Annotated in this window: 16 protein-coding genes and 1 tRNA gene; 5 read left to right on the top strand and 12 right to left on the bottom strand. The window is 59.0% G+C overall.

The window, feature by feature from the left end:
* Positions 1–212 precede the first annotated feature (212 nt).
* The 3 genes from GRI65_RS10265 to GRI65_RS10255 all read left to right on the top strand — a co-directional run bounded on the left by GRI65_RS10265 (position 213) and on the right by GRI65_RS10255 (position 2,681).
* Positions 213–419, top strand: coding sequence for a hypothetical protein (locus tag GRI65_RS10265; RefSeq protein ID WP_160756392.1), 207 nt, complete (start codon positions 213–215; stop codon positions 417–419).
* 378 nt (positions 420–797) lie between these two features.
* Positions 798–1,919: a hypothetical protein gene (locus GRI65_RS10260; protein WP_160756391.1), complete on the top strand. Its 1,122-nt coding sequence runs from the start codon at positions 798–800 to the stop codon at positions 1,917–1,919.
* A 33-nt stretch (positions 1,920–1,952) separates the two neighbouring features.
* Complete coding sequence (locus GRI65_RS10255; RefSeq protein ID WP_160756390.1) at positions 1,953–2,681, top strand: type II toxin-antitoxin system PemK/MazF family toxin; 729 nt, start codon at positions 1,953–1,955, stop codon at positions 2,679–2,681.
* Between the two features lie 289 nt (positions 2,682–2,970).
* Here GRI65_RS10255 and GRI65_RS10250 read toward each other — a convergent pair whose 3' ends face one another.
* On the bottom strand, positions 2,971–4,911 hold the full coding sequence (locus GRI65_RS10250) for a DUF2075 domain-containing protein (RefSeq protein ID WP_160756389.1): 1,941 nt from the start codon (positions 4,909–4,911) through the stop codon (positions 2,971–2,973).
* A gap of 39 nt (positions 4,912–4,950) precedes the next feature.
* Between GRI65_RS10250 and GRI65_RS10245 the strand changes: the two genes are divergently transcribed.
* On the top strand, positions 4,951–5,715 hold the full coding sequence (locus GRI65_RS10245; protein WP_202391244.1) for a thermonuclease family protein: 765 nt from the start codon (positions 4,951–4,953) through the stop codon (positions 5,713–5,715).
* A gap of 263 nt (positions 5,716–5,978) precedes the next feature.
* On the opposite strand, the gene GRI65_RS10240 is transcribed toward GRI65_RS10245, so the two are convergent.
* The 7 genes from GRI65_RS10240 to GRI65_RS10210 form a co-directional block, all read right to left on the bottom strand.
* Positions 5,979–6,506 (bottom strand): hypothetical protein, encoded by a 528-nt coding sequence (locus GRI65_RS10240; protein WP_160756388.1) that lies wholly within the window; start codon positions 6,504–6,506, stop codon positions 5,979–5,981.
* 153 nt (positions 6,507–6,659) lie between these two features.
* Positions 6,660–7,775 carry a tyrosine-type recombinase/integrase gene (locus GRI65_RS10235; RefSeq protein ID WP_160756387.1) on the bottom strand — a complete coding sequence of 372 codons (1,116 nt, stop codon included), beginning with the start codon at positions 7,773–7,775 and terminating at the stop codon, positions 6,660–6,662.
* Positions 7,775–8,251, bottom strand: a complete 477-nt coding sequence (locus GRI65_RS10230; protein ID WP_160756386.1) for a helix-turn-helix domain-containing protein — start codon at positions 8,249–8,251, stop codon at positions 7,775–7,777. The genes GRI65_RS10235 and GRI65_RS10230 overlap by 1 nt, the downstream gene beginning before the upstream one ends.
* Positions 8,252–8,302: 51 nt before the next feature.
* Positions 8,303–8,491, bottom strand: a complete 189-nt coding sequence (locus tag GRI65_RS10225; protein ID WP_160756385.1) for a helix-turn-helix domain-containing protein — start codon at positions 8,489–8,491, stop codon at positions 8,303–8,305.
* A 78-nt stretch (positions 8,492–8,569) separates the two neighbouring features.
* On the bottom strand, positions 8,570–9,121 hold the full coding sequence (locus tag GRI65_RS10220) for a hypothetical protein (protein WP_160756384.1): 552 nt from the start codon (positions 9,119–9,121) through the stop codon (positions 8,570–8,572).
* 55 nt (positions 9,122–9,176) lie between these two features.
* Complete coding sequence (locus GRI65_RS10215; protein WP_160756383.1) at positions 9,177–10,397, bottom strand: tyrosine-type recombinase/integrase; 1,221 nt, start codon at positions 10,395–10,397, stop codon at positions 9,177–9,179.
* 185 nt (positions 10,398–10,582) lie between these two features.
* A tRNA-Leu gene (locus tag GRI65_RS10210) sits at positions 10,583–10,669 on the bottom strand.
* A 206-nt stretch (positions 10,670–10,875) separates the two neighbouring features.
* Here GRI65_RS10210 and GRI65_RS10205 point away from each other — a divergent pair.
* Positions 10,876–11,829 (top strand): SDR family NAD(P)-dependent oxidoreductase, encoded by a 954-nt coding sequence (locus tag GRI65_RS10205; protein ID WP_160756382.1) that lies wholly within the window; start codon positions 10,876–10,878, stop codon positions 11,827–11,829.
* Between the two features lie 2 nt (positions 11,830–11,831).
* Here the strand turns inward: GRI65_RS10205 and GRI65_RS10200 are convergent, their stop codons facing one another.
* The 4 genes from GRI65_RS10200 to GRI65_RS10185 all read right to left on the bottom strand — a co-directional run bounded on the left by GRI65_RS10200 (position 11,832) and on the right by GRI65_RS10185 (position 15,700).
* A complete protein-coding gene (locus GRI65_RS10200; RefSeq protein WP_160756381.1) occupies positions 11,832–12,332 on the bottom strand; it encodes an NfeD family protein in 501 nt (166 codons plus the stop codon).
* A 2-nt stretch (positions 12,333–12,334) separates the two neighbouring features.
* A complete protein-coding gene (locus GRI65_RS10195; protein WP_160756380.1) occupies positions 12,335–13,348 on the bottom strand; it encodes an SPFH domain-containing protein in 1,014 nt (337 codons plus the stop codon).
* Between the two features lie 107 nt (positions 13,349–13,455).
* Positions 13,456–14,763, bottom strand: a complete 1,308-nt coding sequence (locus tag GRI65_RS10190; RefSeq protein ID WP_232844034.1) for a serine hydrolase domain-containing protein — start codon at positions 14,761–14,763, stop codon at positions 13,456–13,458.
* Positions 14,764–14,797: 34 nt separating this feature from the next.
* Complete coding sequence (locus GRI65_RS10185) at positions 14,798–15,700, bottom strand: dienelactone hydrolase family protein (protein WP_160756379.1); 903 nt, start codon at positions 15,698–15,700, stop codon at positions 14,798–14,800.
* Positions 15,701–15,703 lie beyond the last annotated feature (3 nt).

Here is a 15,703-nt window from a genome sequence, read left to right as displayed (position 1 = left end):
ACACGATAAAGCTGCCGTTCGACACTGAAACTGCGCGCGTCCGCTTGCGACCAGAATGCGACGTTCGCTAATCGGGCTTTGAAAGGCAGCTTTCATCACTTCACGACATTCCCGATGCTTGTCTTGGCATACTCACGGATTCGACAATGAGGTTTGGAGACCGGCATCATATCGGCACCCACGCTTCGCGAAGCAGCTTATTCAGTTCGTGTTTGTACGGCGTCCAGTGGTCCGGCGAGGAATGCGCGCACATCGGATTGCCAGGTGCTAAGCTGGCTCACGATCGCGCCGGTGCAGTAACCGTTGCGCGTCAGCGTGGGTTCGAGATCGTCGATCGCGCACAACAGCACCTACTCGACGAACTCGGCCGCGACCGGCTTGGCGGCAAGCTGGAAGCCCTGCTCGAAGGTGAGGGTTGAACGCGCGACGCGCGATCGGCGACCAGAAAGGTGCATGATGCTAGGGGACCTGGATGAGGAAAGGGGAGAGCCTCTTACGAAGCTCTCCCCGAGCACCTTGCGGTGTAGTTCCAAAAGGCCGTTAAGCCGAAGCAGCCGAAGCTGTCAGTTCTATATAGGCCCAAGACGTTAAAATTCAACTCGCAATTGTGTCCTAAACCCCTGATTTCAGCCATTCCTTGCCAAACAGACGGAGAACCGCGTGATCCTATTCTCTTGATTTTTTTGATGTGTTCCAATGTTTTTGATGTCCTTGAATAACTTGATTACCTTGATTCCCTTGATGGGGACAAAAAGATGTGCTATCACGCCTTCATGGAACGATCGAGAAATGCGCCTTTGGACGGTTCGGCGTCCCATGAAGGCGAATCAGGCGGTATCGATCGCGTTCGAGGGAAGGGAAGAGGTGGCAATTTCCTTGCCATTGATCGTGCAGCCTGGGAACGCTTGTGGGAGGTCGAGACTGGCAACAGGCTGAACCTGGTCACCGCATATATCGTGCTGCTTGCCGGCACCGGCAGCGACCATCAACTCAGCAAATGGTCTGCCAAGGCATGCGAGCAACATACGGGTATGGGCAAACCACGGGCCAAGGTCGCGATCGACGATCTAATCGAGCATGGGTTTGTCGCGCACACTGATCGCTCAACGAAGCTTTATCCGCAATATCGTCTGCAGCCGATCCCTCTCGACAGCGACCCGATCTTTCTGCCGGTCGCGTTGGTAACGGGCATCGAGACTGAGGCTTCAATGCTTCGCCGTGTCCGCGAGACCGGCGACGCGCTGCTGCTGCGAATGCTGGTGGACCTCTATGGCCTGGTCCAGCTCGATGCGACATTCGGCGTGCCGATCAGCTCGCTGAGCCAGACTCCGCCCGAGGCTTATCCTGCCCGCAAGGTTTTTGAGATTGGCATCCATTCCGTCTGGGCCCTTCGCCTGGTGGGCGGGTCAAAGTCTGCGGGGGATGACTGGGCCGGTTATCATCGCTCGAAAAGCCGCCGCAAAGATGGAGCCTGGGAGGATTTCTGGGCGCGGGTGGCGATGCTCGAGAAGATCGGGGCCATCTGGTATGAAGCGTGGATCTTCGACAGCGAGGAATCGGACGCCGAGCCATTATTCCCGGTCGATCCGGCAGCCCTGTATCATCAGGGTGAAGGTGACGATGTCTATCATCTCACCCGCACGATGCTCGACGCTGCGGCCAACCTTTCGGAAGAGCGCAGCAACCTGCTCGAACGCTATGGCATCGACATGCTGGTGACGCTGGCGCAGCATCGTCGCGCGCCGGCAATCCGCGGCGTGGCGCGCATGCGGATTGAGGCGGATACGCCGGGTCGTCGACTTTCCTACTATAAGCGCCGTACCCAGATCGAAATTTACGAAGCCGGCTACACCCAAATAGCGCTCGATGCCCTGCGAGGTGAATTTAGTCGGCCAATGAATACGGCCACACCGCAATGAGACAAACAGCCTCCGGGGAAAAGTAGCCTTTCCATGCCGCATGACGATATTTCAGAAGATCAGCCGAATATGAAAGTGCCGCTCCCGACCGAGGACGAACTGCTCGCAGCGGGCTATGCGCCAATACCGACCAACGAAGATTTACTGGCGAAAGGCTTTGTCCCAATCAATTTTAGGAACATGCCGGCGGTCGAGAACATGACGACCGAACTCGGTCATCCGTTTCCGCAGCATCATGAAATTATCAAGGCCGGATACGTCCCGATCAGCCGCCGCGAGCGCCGCATTCAAAGCCGTCCGCGTGTCGGGCAGATGTATTGGGTCGATTTTCCGCACGACGCTTATGTGCCTGAGTTCGTGAACGAGCATCCCGGTATCGTCATTCGCGCTGCCAATTCACTGCACGACACCTGTATCATCCTGCCTGTCACCAGTGCTCAGCAGCAGGCGGGGACGCACTTTCATCAGCTCTCGAAAAACCCCAATCCCAAGGGCCATGCAGAAGGCCGGACGGCCTATGTCGTGTGCGATCACCTCTATACCGTCAATGTGAACCGGCTTCGCGCTATTTTGTCCCTGAAGGGCTCTCCGGTGTTCCCGAAGGTCGAAGCGCACGACATGACAGCGATCTTTGGAATCGTTGAAAAGGTTTTGGTTCTAGCGTCGGCCCCATCGCATGCGGCGGCCACAGCTGCAACGGCGGCGTCTGCCACCCCTGCAAAAGCCTTGGGGCCGAACACTCTGACGCTGGGAAAGAAGTAAGCGGCGCTATCAGGTTGGGCAAGAGAGCGTCTGCGACCTATCATCAACGCCAATCATCGCGGTTGCCCCATTGTACTATCACTGATCGTATATGCCCTTGTAACCGACGCGGAGGGCGTTTTCTTCAATTTTCCAGGCTCCAACCTAACACCCGCTGATCATGAGCCAGCTGCTCTATAGATCCATGAAATTCCGGTTATAATGCGAGCCTGCAGAGAACTGCCGGTCCGCAATTGGCCCACTTCCTGCCCTTAGTAGAGAAATTTGGCTGACCAGCTTAGATTGACACCTAAATACTGGAAAACCCACATTCTCTAAGAAACTCGTAGATCTCTTGATATACTTTCGATGGCCGCGTGTGATCATTCTCGGCTCCATCAGGCACAAAGACCACCAGACCCTGCCGCGCCCTCGTCAATAGCACCCGATAAGAGTTGGCAATGTATGACTGTCGCTCAGGATCGTTAACTGCCTGCCACTGCGACCCGCGGAATTGGAGCGTTTCCCAAGCACCGTCGGTCCAGCGAAGATTGGCATCCCAGCAGAGGCACGCCCAATCAAGTTCAAGACCTTGGACGTCAAACTCGGTAGCGGCATCCTCTAAGGCATCTGAAGAGCGAACGTCACCAACCTCAGCTAGAAACCACTTCTCAGGTTCGATCTTAGCCTTCACAAACACGCCGTGCGGCTTGAGGCGCGCCGCGTTTGATGAAGCAAGCAGCCCAGCCCGCTCTGCTCCCCGTCTTTGCGAACGAAGCCATTCTCGAGCCTGGTCGAGATCCCGCGTGATCAATAGCGGATAGTCAGAGAGCTCTGCATGGACCCGCTTGGCGGCGTCGGCATCACCATCGATCACGTGCCCAACAAAATCCGATAGTTTCTCAGCGCGAAACGAGCGGATCGAGGTCGCCAGGTGAAGTGAGGGCGCGTGCACCTGACCAGGTAATTTAATGCTCGTTTTAAGAGCATCAGGAATGTGCGCCTCCCAATGCGGAAACGACCTTTCCAATGCCCTGAGCCATTCATCGATGCCCGCTTCACCAGTATTGATCTCTTGGCCGCCACCAACCAGGCAGACAATCGCGCACCAATCTCGATGACGGTCCATTACACTGAGCAAGAATTCAGGCTCGGACATGGAAAATCCAACCTGGCCTTTCTTCTGCTGCATGAACTTTGATGTTTGCGCGACATCCCAGGCGCGCTGTGCTTCATCAAACACCACAACCTTCTCATCCGGCGCCAGAGCCGATGTCAGTGCATCATCGCGAAAATGATGGATGTTTTGGATAAACGCCGAAGCCCTTCTCTTTTCCAGAACCTTCGAACTCGGTTTCTCGCTCGCCTTTGACTGGGCAACAGCATCAAGCGCCAGCGCCTCCCGAAGCACGGCGACCAGTGGACCATTGCCAGACAAAAACACTGCATGCTCATCGGAATGCGATCGTTGCCGTGCGGTCGCTAGGTTTAAACCTGCGAGCGTCTTCCCGGACCCGGGGACGCCGGTAACAAAGCAAATGATCTTCTTCTTGTTGTTCTTGGCATCCTCAATCGCTGCCGACACATAGTCAGCCGTCTTGGTCAAATTTTCTGCGCCGGCTTCTGAGCGGGAGATCTCTTCGACATCGTGACCACTATACAAAGCCTGCGCGGCTTCCACGATCGTCGGTGTTGGCCGGTAACGGCCGGCAAGCCATGCGGCTGGATCGATAAAACCGCCTTCACCGTAAACTCGGCTGGTGAAATTGATCAGAGGAGCAAGCTCCTCTGAATTTACCCTTTGAGGTTGGGCGAGCCCGTCATCGTCCCATTCCAGCGCGCATGACTGTTCACCAGCCGCTTCTGTGGCCACCAGGATCGGAACAATGGATCGGTCGTGACTCGGCTGGTGGAAGTGCTTCAAATCGAGACCGTAGCCGTAAGTCTGATTGAGGCTCGATCGATCAAAGCTCTTCGATCCGACTTTGTATTCGACGACAAAGATGATGCCCGAGTGAAGCACGATGAGATCCGCCCGGCGCCCCATTCTTGGGATCAGAAACTCCATCGAGAAATGCGCGTCAGGTAATTGCCGGGCAAGTTCGCGCAAATGCGTGATCTGATAATTCCAGGCGGAACGCTGCGCAGGCTCGACCGCAAATGATAGTTTTCCAGCAAGCTGGCCGTAAAGCTCGGCATCGCTCACCCGACTTACTTCGGAGGCGCGGAGTGAGACAAATGTGCGGTGCATCGCCAATGAATGTCGTATAGACTGCAAAGAGGCAATGCTTTGAAGCGCTTAAAGGATTTTAAACTGTGCGCGGCCAATATAGCATCAGCATTCGGTAGAAGGTTGGGCATGCGACGCATTAGACTTGTTGGATCGCTGATTATTGGCGCACTTGCTGTTCCTGCACAGGCCGAGATTTTCGCGGGCACCGCGGAGGTGAGAGATGGAGACTCCCTGGTGATAGACGGTCGCCAGATCCGCCTATTCGGTATCGATGCTCCGGAGCTTGCGCAGACCTGCCAGACAGACGGCAAGGAATGGCCATGCGGCGAGGAAGCCAAGCTCAACCTAAAAAGCCTAGTCGAGGGCAAGCGGGTGGAGTGCTCCAGCGATGCTGTCGACATCCACGGCCGCCATCTGAGTGTGTGCAATACTCTCGGATCTTCCCTCAATGCGACAATGGTCGAATATGGATGGGCCGTAGCTTACCGCGAATACAGTTCAGATTATGTCGCGATCGAAACAAGAGCCAAAGCGGATCGAGCTGGCATCTGGAGTTCGACCTTCGTCACTCCCAGCGAATTTCGGCATGGACCTGAGATAGCGGCGGAAAATCGCGAACAGCGCTTAACTGCGCAGCGCAGACCACAGGCTCAGCAAGCCAAGTCTTATGGCTGCACCATCAAGGGTAACCGCAATCGCAAGGGTCAATGGATCTACCACTTGCCCGGTATGCCATATTACGACGTGACCCGCCCTGAGGAAATTTTCTGCTCTGAAGCCGAAGCGCGCGCTGCAGGATACCGGCGCGCGATCGTCCGCTGAGGAACGCGGTTTGCAGTTACATAACGTCGACCCTGAGAAACGACCATCTAGGCGTGCCGGGATGCTTTGCGCCCCCTTGTCGCTCAAATGCTGACTGCGGCTAACTGCCCGGCTCCATTTATTGAGGCGAGTCCTGTAGCAGGACCGATATCCATTCCACGGGTGTGGAGCGCTCGCGGTGAAGTGTGCCAATTAGATAGGCAAAGGGCCCCATGTGGGGCCCCTCCCTCAATACCGCAGGCCCGCACCTTTCCTCGATAGGCTCAGTAATCGACAAGGGTGATAAGCTGCGACGACTTGCGCTTAAGAAGCTCAATTTGGAGCAGGCTAGGCACGGAAGCCTCAAATTCTTTGATGAACTCGCCCTGCCGTTTCAAAATATTCTCGATGGCGAAGATCCGTTCAAGAAAATGGTCGCTCGCGTCGTATTGGTCTCCATCACTTTCAACCAACACAAGCTCGCGGCGAATGATTTCGCCCTTCATATTGTAGTCCGGTTTACCGACCCAAAAATGCCAAAATTCTGAGTCTCCAACGAAGGGAGTGCGGCTTTCCAACCAAGTGGCCCCGTTTTCAATGACCCGCCGTACTGAAGTAGTTTCAACGTTGAGATGCAGCGGCTCAAAGGGGCAATAGAGACAAGGGACGATGTCTTCCTCATCGACCCTATCAAAATTGACCCAATTATTCCAATCCTCCTCCATAATCTGTTTCGCAAATCCGAGCTGACGTTTGAAAGCCGTGGTGATGTCGGAAAGGGCAAAAAGCGGTTTTTGGAAAAAATTTGACATCTTATCGTTTCTTTCAATTTCTCGAGGCTGTTGGGATCGCTGGGCGGCTCTTAAAAAGAAACACAGTTTAGAGCCTTGCGCTCTCCCAATCGCGCGATTCCGTCATAGTCGAACGATTGTTCGCGGCGCGTAATCTGCTGTTCCAAGGGCATGTCATTTCTCTTTGTTGTTGATCCCGTTAATTAAGGCTTGGATGCTGGGTTGGGAGAGTATCTCCGCGAGTTGACGGAGATCTTGCGCCTCTTTCGCAGGCGGATTTGCCTCGATAGAGGAGAGAATCGTCGCCTGTTGCTGAAGCGGCACGGCACCGTAGCTAAAGGTCGTCATAAGCTCGTCGTGACCAAGGTTTTGCGACCAGGCCTTCATTTGTTCCGGAGTGTTACAGAGCCGCTCCCCGAGACGAGCGAGCGTCCGTCTGATCGAATGCGGCGTGTAATAGGGAACCCCGCCCGCTTCGAACGCGCGCTTGAAAATGTGCCGCACAGGATCGGACGTCTTCCAGTGCTGTTTCAACAAGCCAATCGGCCTAAGCCAACGCTGCTCATCGAGAGCCTGATGCGTCATTGGAAAAAGTGGATCGTCATCGCCCCACAGCAGTGTCTTCCGCAAATGACTCACGTAGTCCGCAAAAATCTGCCGGATCTCTTCGCCGACGGGGAAAAAGTAAGTCGTCTGCGTCTTGGCGAATTTTGTTTTGACCTCGCGCGCGTCCTGAAAGATGCTCCCGTCTGTTCGGACGTGCTTAAGTTTCAATGTAATAGCCGCGGACACCCGAATGCCGGTGAGGAGGAGCAACGCGATCAAGGCGCGGTCGCGTTTGTCGAGATCGGTCATCGCGGGCATAGAGAGGATCACATGCTTGACTTGCTCTACCGTCGGCGTCGGCTTTAGGGGCCGTTCGCTAGCCAGTCGCCGGTCGCGGTTGGACAGCTTGAAGTACTTTGCATCGGCGGGGCTTATCCGCGACTTGAAACCAGGTTGTTTCGACAGCCAGGTGAAAAACTTCTGTACCTGCATGAGTTTTGTGTGGACCGTTGAGCGGTTGCTCAAAGCGCTCGCACGTTTCCCGCCCGCCGCCAGCAGATGCTTTCGATAATTGCTGGCGTCCCCTGAGCGAAAGAGCTTGAACTCCGCCCAATCATTAAACCGCTCAAATTCGGCAATTGCCCTGGCAGCATGGTCGATCGTAACTTCGGCAAGCCCGTCGGCTTCGCGAAGCTCATGGAAGTAGCGACGCTTGACGCGCTCGTTGTCGGGATTGAAGCGCATCACACCCCCCCCTCGTTCAAAGGTTCGGTACGAGAAGGCTCAGCATCTGTGTTTATAGTTGCGACATCACCCTCATAGCGAACGGTAAGAGAACCCGCTTTAGTCGCGATATCGGCAGTGCGAACGCGCTGAAATATGCGCCGCGAGCAGTTGGGACAGCGGCCGACCAAGTCGCCATTCGTCGGACTGAGCGCGATAAAATCGACCACCTTCCCAGCGGGCTGGGTCACTTGCTTGCAGGCAACGCAATAGATCTGGCCTGGTCCGGTGGGCTGGCGCGGCTTGTTATGCGCCTGCAGGAATTTGCGAACGTCACCACCAGCGAAGAGGTATGGCCGCTTCCTGTCGATCGGGTGCAGCCCCTTTTTCGTCCAGGACCAGATTGTCGTCAAAGTGACTTTGAATGTGCCGGCAAGCTGCTCCCGAGTGTAGCTCAGGTGCGGCAGCGCACGGCGCGGATCGTATCGACGTGTCATGATCGGCAGCCACCGGTCACCGCCAAGCGGTGACCTAAATAGGCCCTCTGCTTAGTCGGCGGGCGTGATCAGAGCGCGGAGCGAATCGGCACGCACCAGCGTGCGGCGGCCAATGCGCGTAACCTGGAGCTGACCGGTAGCGATCAGTTCATAGATCCGCGTCTTGCCGAGCTTACTTACTTGCGTTGCCTCTTTGATCGAGAAAACTAAGGGCTGGGGGTTAGTGGGATTGAACGACATGTGAGCGGCTCCATCTGCTGAGGACCGCCTCCAGTTAGGTGAGGCCGCGCTAGTTCGCTACGATCGGCTTGACTCGCTTTAGTCGCGACACTTATCTGATTCAGGGCCCGCCAAGGCAGCGTTTGTGTCATCGCGCAGCGCGGCGAGCGCCGCTTCTCTCATCACCTGTACCTGCTCGTGCTTGGCTTCGCGTGAGGCATGTTCCTCTGCCTGCGCGACGGTATATTGCTCGTACTCTTCCACCGCGTTCACTGACCGGAGGATCGCTCCAGCGGTGGTGTTCTTCTTCTCTGCAGCGTTCTCTGCTGCAAATTGGGGCTTGTCTCCCAATTCTACATGCATTCGAAATGAGGCCGATTGCGCCAGCTGCGTCTTGGTCGGCTTTTTGCCCGGCGTTTTTGATGGCGCGCCCTTCTTTCGAGGGGCTTCGATAACCAGAACCCTGTATTTGGTGCGGCTTGGCTTCCCGGCGATCAGCTCGCAAAGTTCCGCGGCAATCCTACTATCAGGGATGCCCCGATTGACGCGGAGGTACTCAGCGAGGCTCGTCAGACATCCCTTGCGAAGATCGGCTATGACGCCCTCGGCAATAAGCGGCACCTCCAAACGAGTCTTGGCAAGCGGCACCACTCGCCGAAATCGTTTGTCTCGGACCGAAATTGCATTGACCGGTCGAACTGTTCGCTTAACCGCCACTGTCTTTCTCCCCGCGCTTAGCCCCGTTAGCACGAAGCTGATCGAGGAAGTCACTCCACCACTGCGCCATGCGGACGCGTTCTTCCCAGTGCTGGCCCCGATGGTAGATGCCGCGGACGACATTGTTGTCTTGGTGGGCCAAGGCGCGTTCGATCGCGTCATGGCTCCATAGCCCAGATTCATTAAGCAAAGTTGATGCTGTGGCGCGCATTCCATGCGCAGTCATCTCGTCTCCAGTGTAGCCCATCCTTCTGAGCGCGCCGTTGACTGTGTTCTCGCTCATCGGGCGGCCACGCGCGTGAAGCGATCGAAAGATGTAATTTGACCCGCCGTTGATCCCGCGCACTTCCTGCAAGATCGCGAGCACCTGACGCGAAAGCGGCACCGCGTGTGGGCGGCGGGACTTCATCTTACCTGGCGGAATGCGCCAGACCGCGGCGTCCCAGTCCAGTTCGTCCCACTCTGCGTGACGGAGTTCGCCGGGCCGAACGAACACGTGAGGCGCGATCTGAAGCGCGAAGCGCGTACTTGGGTACCCCTCGTAAACATCTATCGCCCTCAGTAACCCGCCAAGCTCGACCGGATCGGTGATGGCGGCGTAGTGCTTGGCCTTGGGTGAGATCAGCGCGCCCTTGAGCGGAGAGCACGGATCGTGCTCGGCGCGGAGCGTCGACACCGCGTATCGGAACACCCGCGAGGCGAAGCTACGCAGGCGCCGGGCTTTCTCGTAATGGCCATCACTCTCGTATTTCTTGAGCACGCTGAGCATCTCGTGCGGCGTGATCTCGGCGATTGGCCGGTGACCGATCGACTTGTTCAGAACGCTTGCGAGCCAGTTCGACTTGACCAGCGTTGCCATCGCCAAACCTTCGGCCTCGCGCTTGGCGATGAATTCGAAGGCAACCGCTGCGAACGTGTCTCCTGCGCGAATGTAGGCGGCGATCCTTTCCTCGCGCTTGCGGCGCGCCGGGTCACCTCCGCGGCCGATCTCGACGCGCGCTTCATCGCGCAGCAGGCGCGCTTGCTTCAGCCCCACCTCGGGATAGCTGCCGAACGACAACTTCTTTTCCTTGCCGTAATGGCGGTATTTCATCCGCCATAGCTTTGACCCGTTGGGCCGCACCAACAGATAGAGCCCGCCGCCGTCCGAGATTTTGAAATCGCGTTCCCTGGGGCTCGCTTGCTTCACTAGTAGATCAGTCAACGCCATGGGGCCTCGCCTCCAGAAATGGCGTCACCAGGCCCGTTTTGCGCGGGGGCCTCAGGGCAAGAAAGGCCCCCGAGGCCCCCAGGCCTATAACGAACGTCAACGATCGCCAGCGATCAAAACTGACATTTTTATACACGATTTCAAGGGGTTTGGAAATCGCCAGCGAGCGCCGGCGATCAAATTATTGGTGCCCAGAAGAGGACTCGAACCTCCACGTCCTTGCGAACGCCAGCACCTGAAGCTGGTGCGTCTACCAATTCCGCCATCTGGGCACCGGAGCGGTCCGGACTTCGAAGCCGGGCCGCGGGTAGGAGGGGGCCGATAGCGAAGCGGTTGCGGTCGTGTCAATCAGAATGCGGGGTGCCGCTCGCAATTGCTCGTGGCTGGATGACGAATGTGCGGCGCGAACGGTTGCGATAGGGGCGGCATTCCGGCATGGCGCGCACAGGTATTACCCGGATCGGACAGGCGGATAACGATGGCTAGCGGCAGGACGTTGCAGGACAAGCTGGTGGTGATCACCGGCGGAAGCGGATTTTTCGGGCGCCATGTCGCCCAGGCGCTGCTGGATCAGGGCGCACGTCTGCGCATTGCCAGCCGCAACCCGGAAAAGGCGTTTGTCCTCAAACCTCTGGCAAACCTCGGCCAGATCCAGTTCGCGCGTTGCGATGTCACCAATCCCGCCAGCGTGAAGGCGGCGATGATCGGGGCGGACGCGGTGGTCAATCTGGTCGGTGCCTTCGACGGCGATTTGATGCAGCTGATCGCGGGAGGGGCGGAGAATGTCGCGGAGGCCGCGGCGGACGCGGGCGCGGGGGCAATGGTCCATATCAGCGCCATCGGGGCCGATCTGAATTCAGAAGCGGAATACGCGCGCGCCAAGGCCCAGTCCGAACTGGACGTGCTCGCGGCGTTTCCTTCGGCGACGGTCCTTCGCCCGTCACTGCTATTCGGCGAAGACGACGGGTTTCTCGCGCTATTTTCGGGTATGATCTCGACCCTGCCGGTCCTGCCCGTGTTCGCTCCGCACGCCCCACTGCAGATGCTGTTCGTTGATGACGCGGCGGATGCGGTGGTGGCGGCTCTGGCCAACCCCGGCACACACGGCGGCAAGACCTACGAAATCGCCGGGGACGAGGCGATCACCATGCTGGAACTGCACCAGCGCATTGCCGCTGCCCAAGGCCGCAAGCGGATATTTATCGAAATGCCCGATACCGTCTCAGGCATCTTCGCCGCGCTGCCCGGTACCCCGATGGGCCGTGACCAGTGGATCCTTCTGAAGCAAGGCAACGTGCCGTCAGGGAAACATCCCGGAATTCATAAATTGGGTATCGACCCCCGTCCGCTGGAATTGTTCCTCGAACGCTGGATGGTCAAGTACCGCAAGCACGGCCGGTTTGCGCAGCGGATGCCGGGCGGCGGAGCTTAAGCTCAGGTCGGCTCGGGGCCGATCCCCGGTTCGTCGGCCGGCTTGACCTGGTCGAGCAGCGGTGCAGGTTCGACCACCAGGCGGGTGCCATCCGCGCCGGTGATCCGGACCCGGACACCTACTGCCAGGTCGGGACCGCGCGCCGCCCATTCACTGTCGCCGTAGCGGACCCGGCCGGCACCGCCCTCGATCGCTACGGTCACCACGGCACTTTGTCCGATCATCCGGCCCTGGCGGTCGTTCATGAGCGGATCAACGCTCGTGATCGGCCGGTCGCGCAGCCAGCGCTTGGCGGAAACAACGGCGATCAACGACAGGAAGATAAAATTGGTCACCTGCACCGCTACGCCGAGGTCGAGCACGAAGGTCAGCACACCGGTAGTCAGCGCCGCCAAGGCGAGCCAGATCAGGTAGACCCCTGGTACGACCATTTCCAGCGCGGCCAGCACAAGGCCGATCGACAGCCATATCCAGTGCGGATCAAGCGAGCCAAGATCGTCCATCGTCAGCTATCCCCGCTGCGCGGAACCGCCGCTCTCGTTTCACCGGCCCGCGGCACCCGCACCCGTTCGCGCGGGTCGGCTTCCGGGAGCTGGGTGGTGACATTGCCCGTCCCGGGTTTCATTACGTCGCCCAGCAACTCGCCGATCCCGCCAAGCGAGCCGATCAGCTGGGTTGCCTCGATCGGGAACAGGATGGTCTTGGCATTCGGGCTGGTCGCGAACTTGCCGACGGCCTTGGTGTATTCCTGGGCGATGAAATAGTTGATGGCTGCGTTCCCGCTCCCGGCGATGGCGTCGGAAACCACCTGGGTCGCCCGCGCCTCGGCTTCGGCGGCACGCTCGCGTGCCTCGGCATCGCGGAAGGCTGCTTCCTTCTTGCCTTCTGCGGACAGGATTGCGGACTGCTTTTCCCCCTCGGCGCGCAGGATGCGGCTGGCACGGTCACCCTCGGCCTCGAGGATCTCGGCACGCTTCAGGCGCTCGGCCTTCATCTGGCGCGCCATCGCTTCCGAGATGTCGAGCGGCGGGCGGATATCCTTGATTTCCACCCGGGTGATCTTGATGCCCCATGGCGAAGTCGCCTCGTCCACCACCACCAGCAGCCGGGCGTTGATCTCGTCGCGCTTGGATAGGGTCTCGTCGAGATCCATGCTGCCCATCACGGTGCGCAGGTTGGTGGTGGTCAGCGCCATGATCGCGCCATACAGATTGGCCACCTCGTAAGCCGCCTTGCCCGCGTCCAGCACCTGGAAAAACACCACGGCATCGACGCCGACCATCGCGTTGTCTGCGGTGATGATTTCCTGGCCGGGGATGTCCAGGACCTGCTCCATCATATTCACCTTGTGACCGACGCGGTCGATGAACGGCACCAGGAAATGCAGGCCCGGCTGAGCAGCGAGAGTGTATTTGCCGAGCCGTTCGATCGTATAGACGAAGCCCTGCTTGACGACCCGCACCATTGAAAACAACAGGACGACCAGCAGAATAAGCGCGAAGCCAAGAACGTAGCCCATGAAATACCCCTATAAACCCTAGCCTGTCATCGTAACGCCCAGGCGCATCACGGCAAGCAAAACCGGACTGTGCCCGGCGGCGTCATGCCAGGGTTCGGGCCGAACAATTACTGCGGATCAGGCCCGCGCGGGTCAACGAAATCTCCGTACACTGCCTCACGGATATCATGGTGCAGGGTCATGTCGAACGGCACCTTCTGCACTGCGAACACCACCGCCATGTCGTTGGCCGGGTCGACCCAGAACAGCATCGATGGCCAGCCATCCCAGAAAAATTCGCCAACCGCACCGGCGTTCTCCTCGGCGCTTGCAGGCGGGGCGATCCGGACGGCGAAGTCGAAGCCGAAGCCGACTTGTCCCTTGCCCGGCAGCCAGCCGCGCTCGGTCATTCGCGGATCAAGGTGATCGGTCGCCATCAGGCGGACGGTCGAGGGTCTTAGGATGCGTGTATCCCCCAAAGCGCCCTCGCCCAGCAGCATCCGGGCGAAACGCAGGTAATCGTCCACCGTGGAAACGATACCCGAACCGCCCATTCGCATCGGCTTGCCGCGAAAATTCGGCGTCAGCCAGACCTCCCGGTCCATCGGGCTGAGCGGCGCGCCGTCAGCCGCTTCGTAGATCATCGCGAGGCGCGCAAGCTGGTCCTGCGGCGGCGCCCATGAGGAATCCTTCATACCTAGCGGTTCGAATATCGCTTTCCGCACATAGGCGTCGAACGGCATACCTGAGAAATGGGCCACCAGCAGCGCCTGCACATCCACCGCCGCGCTGTATTCCCACTGTTCCCCCGGATCGTAAAGCAGCGGCACCTGCGGTATCAACGCGCCAAATTCGGCGAGCGATTTGTCGGCGGATAGCGGGTCGAGCCGCTGCCAGGCCTTGTCCGCCGGACGTTCGCCGCCGCCGTACGTAAAGCCGGCCGTGTGGCGCAGCACGTCGCGAATGGTCACGGGCCGCGCCGGGTCACGCAGCATCATCTTGCCCTCGGCGTCCATCCCGTCCGCGACCTTAAGGGCGGCGAATTGCGGCAGGTGGTCCGAAAGCGGATCGTCCAGGCCGAACTTGCCCTGTTCCCACAAAGTCATCAGCGCCACGCCGGTCACTGGTTTGGTCATGGAAAATATCTGCACCAGCGTGTCGCGGGTGAACGGCTTCTCTGCTTCGCGGTCCGCCATTCCGGCGGCCTTGAAATAGGCTTCACTGCCGTCTTTCCAGATTATGACGGAAGCGCCGGCGACCCGGCCTTCCTCCACCATGGTCTCCAGCGTCCGGTCAATCCGCGCCGGATCCAGTGCCATGCCGGCATCGGGGGATCGCGATGCGGCTGACGCATCGCGCAATGCAGCGCCCTGCGGTGACATGCAACCGCTCGCGAGCAGCGCCGCTGCCGCCATGCCAAGTGTGAGTATGCGCATTTTTCCCTCCCCCACGGATTAACCCCGAACCAACCTAAAGTTTCGAATACAGCGCCATTTTGTCGGCATAGGCTTTTTCCGCCGCTTCCTTGGCATAGGCGGGGCTGTCGATGACGGTCCAGCCATGGTCGCCGGCATAGACTTCGATTTGCGCCGGAGTGCCGGTCGCCTCCGCGGCAGCCCTTAGCTTGGTCTTTTCATCGGGCGCCTTGGCATCATCGTTCTGGGCGATGGCGATCAGATGGCTGGCACGGGTGACATCGAGCAGGTTGATCGGGCTGGTCGGGCTGTCCCCCACCAGTCCGCCGCCGTGGAAGGACGCCGCCGCGCCTACCCGCGTCGGCACCGCCGCAGCGGTCCACACGGTAAACGGGCCGCCCATGCAATAACCCTCGGTGCCGATGCCGCGCGCCGTGTCGACGCTGTCCTGCGCGTCGAGCCAGCCGATCAGTGCCTTCGCGTCGCGGGTGATCGTTTCGGCGGTCAGCTTGGCGCGCCACGGGCCGACCTTGTCCCAACCGCCGTCCGTGCGGAATTCAGCGAAGTCGGCGAATTGCGGAGCCTTCGTGTCGCGGTAATAGGGGTTGGCGACGAGCACGGAGTAGCCTTCCGCGGCGGTCCGGCGGGCCATCATCATGAAGGCATCACGCAAGCTCGCGATATCAGGCCAACAGATTACCGCGGGGTGCTTACCGCTGGCGGGACGCACGAAGAACGCGTCCATCATTCCATCGGGCGTCTGGATGGTGACATTGCTTTCCGTCAGGCCGCCTTCGCTTGCGGTAGCCCGGTCGACCCCCGCGCAGGCCGCCAGTGTCGCGGCAGCCCCAGCGGCGCCTATCGCGCCGAACTGGCGGCGGCTGAAGCCCGCCATCGCTGCTTCGCGCCAGTCAGCGTTGGTGGTATCATATTCGGCGGGGGTCGTTCTGTCGCACATGGG

Origin of the sequence: Allopontixanthobacter sediminis, from assembly GCF_009828115.1 — a bacterium.
Taxonomy (GTDB): domain Bacteria; phylum Pseudomonadota; class Alphaproteobacteria; order Sphingomonadales; family Sphingomonadaceae; genus Allopontixanthobacter; species Allopontixanthobacter sediminis.
This window is presented reverse-complemented; position numbering and strand designations above follow the sequence as displayed.

Excerpts from the sequence above, each read along its gene's own strand:
- GRI65_RS10255 (WP_160756390.1), top strand. The coding sequence starts at position 1,953 with ATGCCGCATGACGATATTTCAGAAGATCAGCCGAATATGAAAGTGCCG.
- GRI65_RS10250 (WP_160756389.1), bottom strand. The coding sequence starts at position 4,911 with ATGCACCGCACATTTGTCTCACTCCGCGCCTCCGAAGTAAGTCGGGTG.
- GRI65_RS10240 (WP_160756388.1), bottom strand. The coding sequence starts at position 6,506 with ATGTCAAATTTTTTCCAAAAACCGCTTTTTGCCCTTTCCGACATCACC.
- GRI65_RS10235 (WP_160756387.1), bottom strand. The coding sequence starts at position 7,775 with ATGCGCTTCAATCCCGACAACGAGCGCGTCAAGCGTCGCTACTTCCAT.
- GRI65_RS10230 (WP_160756386.1), bottom strand. The coding sequence starts at position 8,251 with ATGACACGTCGATACGATCCGCGCCGTGCGCTGCCGCACCTGAGCTAC.
- GRI65_RS10225 (WP_160756385.1), bottom strand. The coding sequence starts at position 8,491 with ATGTCGTTCAATCCCACTAACCCCCAGCCCTTAGTTTTCTCGATCAAA.
- GRI65_RS10215 (WP_160756383.1), bottom strand. The coding sequence starts at position 10,397 with ATGGCGTTGACTGATCTACTAGTGAAGCAAGCGAGCCCCAGGGAACGC.
- GRI65_RS10205 (WP_160756382.1), top strand. The coding sequence starts at position 10,876 with ATGGCTAGCGGCAGGACGTTGCAGGACAAGCTGGTGGTGATCACCGGC.
- GRI65_RS10200 (WP_160756381.1), bottom strand. The coding sequence starts at position 12,332 with ATGGACGATCTTGGCTCGCTTGATCCGCACTGGATATGGCTGTCGATC.
- GRI65_RS10195 (WP_160756380.1), bottom strand. The coding sequence starts at position 13,348 with ATGGGCTACGTTCTTGGCTTCGCGCTTATTCTGCTGGTCGTCCTGTTG.
- GRI65_RS10190 (WP_232844034.1), bottom strand. The coding sequence starts at position 14,763 with ATGCGCATACTCACACTTGGCATGGCGGCAGCGGCGCTGCTCGCGAGC.
- GRI65_RS10185 (WP_160756379.1), bottom strand. The coding sequence starts at position 15,700 with ATGTGCGACAGAACGACCCCCGCCGAATATGATACCACCAACGCTGAC.